This is a genomic window from Candidatus Sodalis sp. SoCistrobi (genome assembly GCF_900143145.1).
Lineage (GTDB): Bacteria > Pseudomonadota > Gammaproteobacteria > Enterobacterales > Enterobacteriaceae > SoCistrobi.
In genome coordinates, this window is sequence record NZ_FRDB01000350.1 from 1 (window position 1) to 1744 (window position 1744).

3 protein-coding genes and 1 pseudogene are annotated in these 1744 nt (G+C 45.2%); 3 read left to right on the top strand and 1 reads right to left on the bottom strand.

Annotated elements, in window-relative coordinates; translation table 11 throughout:
- Positions 1-147: 147 nt before the first annotated feature.
- The 3 genes and pseudogenes from fliD to fliT form a co-directional block, all read left to right on the top strand.
- Positions 148-735 (top strand): annotated as a pseudogene (gene fliD, locus CINSTRO3249_RS17355) (flagellar filament capping protein FliD); the annotation flags it as partial.
- A gap of 47 nt (positions 736-782) precedes the next feature.
- A complete protein-coding gene (gene fliS / locus CINSTRO3249_RS15625; protein WP_074013885.1) occupies positions 783-1187 on the top strand; it encodes a flagellar export chaperone FliS in 405 nt (134 codons plus the stop codon).
- A gap of 107 nt (positions 1188-1294) precedes the next feature.
- On the top strand, positions 1295-1657 hold the full coding sequence (gene fliT / locus CINSTRO3249_RS15630; protein ID WP_084790283.1) for a flagellar protein FliT: 363 nt from the start codon (positions 1295-1297) through the stop codon (positions 1655-1657).
- Here the strand turns inward: fliT and CINSTRO3249_RS15635 are convergent.
- Positions 1632-1744, bottom strand: a 113-nt coding sequence (locus CINSTRO3249_RS15635; protein WP_044698828.1) for an IS1 family transposase, incomplete at its 5' end; no start/stop codon positions are given. The two genes, fliT and CINSTRO3249_RS15635, sit on opposite strands and share 26 nt — an antisense overlap.

Genomic DNA, 1744 nt, shown 5'->3' on the forward strand with positions numbered 1-1744 from the left:
TGCTCATGCTGAGTTTCCAGCACTAGATTAACTGCCCGTTCACGGACTTCCGGAGAGTAACGTTTGGTCGTTGTCATAGAGACCTCCACTTTTAAAGTATAGACTCTAATTTATCCGGGGTGATTCACAACCGATTCAGCCAAGGCCGTCGAGGAGTGGGTCAGCGCTTATAACAGCTTAATATCGACCTTTAATAGCCTAACGCAATATACCGCCGTCAGCGCGGGCGAAGAGCAGAGCGACAGCAACGGCGCCCTGATTGGTGATAGCACGCTACGCACAATCCAGAATCAATTAAAAAGTCAATTAAGCTCAGCGCAAACTAACAGCAGCTTTCAGGTCATTAACGATTTGGGCGTCACGCTGAATAAAGACGGCACATTGTCCGTTGATGAAAGTACGCTTGTGAAGAATTTGGCTGATAATCCCACCGCGGTGGCGGATTTCTTTATCGGCGATGGGTCCACCACCGGTTTGGCAACCCAGATGGTTAATTTATCCAGCAGTTATATTGACGATGACGGCATGATTGCCAACGCAACCGACAGCATCAATACCATTTTATCCAAATTATCTAAACAATATGACAGCGTCCAGAGCAGTATTGATTCTAATATTGCACGTTATAAGTCGCAATTCACTCAACTGGATGTATTAATAACGTCATTGAACAGCACCAGTGATTATTTAACGCAACAATTTGAAGCCATTTCCAAAACCAGCAGCTCATCCTGATCCTTCGCAGGGCACTGACTGGAGGACGTGTATATGGACGCGACATCATGGTAAAAATGTACGGTACCGCAGCCTACGAGAATGTAGGATTGCAAAGCAGTGTGCTGAACGCCAGCCCCCATCAATTGATTGTATTGTTGTTTGAGGGTGCCATCAGCGCTCTGATTAAAGCAGAGATTTATCTCGAACAGAACAACATGGCGGCTAAAGGCAATGCCATCTCAAAAGCAATTAACATTATCGATAACGGACTCAAGATGGCGCTTGATATGGAAAAAGGCAATGAAATAAGCCGTAATCTGGCGGCGCTGTATGATTATTTCATCCGCCAACTTATACAGGCGAATGCAAAAAAGGATATTGGCGCGATCAAACAAGTGCGTGCGCTATTAACGGATATTGCAGACAGCTGGAAACAGATTCCATCCGAACAACCGCAACCACAATATTAAAAAAACGGCATTCATCATTTCTACCGCTGTTTCTTCTGCCCGGGTAGCGGCAGAAGAAACATTTTAGAAATCGAAAGAATATATTAAACGCGTTAACTTTGCCTATTATGACCGTTATGTTGGATGCTTTCGCTTCCCTCTTGTCATATTATCAGCAAGTTGATTCGCTTAGCGAATTAATGCTTGAAATGGCACAACAAGGACAATGGGAATTACTGATTGATCAAGAAAAGAAATATGTTTTTGCGGTAGCGAAAATCGCTGAACACACCGGCGCGATGACGGCTGTGCTATCCGAGGATCAGCAACAATGCATTGCGCGGGTTTTCCAGCAGCTGATCAAAAATGAAGAGGAAGTGAAACGGCTCATGCAGCAGCGGCTCAGCGAGCTTCACGGCATGATAAGTGTTTCCAGCAAGCAGCATACGTTGGTAATGACTCCAATTAGTAGAACATGTGTTTTTCGATGAAGGCTCCGATGACTTTTTCGTGGATCTCGACAGAGCGCGAGAAGCAAATCGTTTTACGCGCCAGTCGTTTAATGCGGGTACGGAGCG

What these genes read in the sequence shown, in the direction of transcription:
- fliS (WP_074013885.1), top strand. Translation starts at nt 783, where the DNA reads ATGGTAAAAATGTACGGTACCGCAGCCTACGAGAATGTAGGATTGCAA.
- fliT (WP_084790283.1), top strand. Translation starts at nt 1,295, where the DNA reads ATGACCGTTATGTTGGATGCTTTCGCTTCCCTCTTGTCATATTATCAG.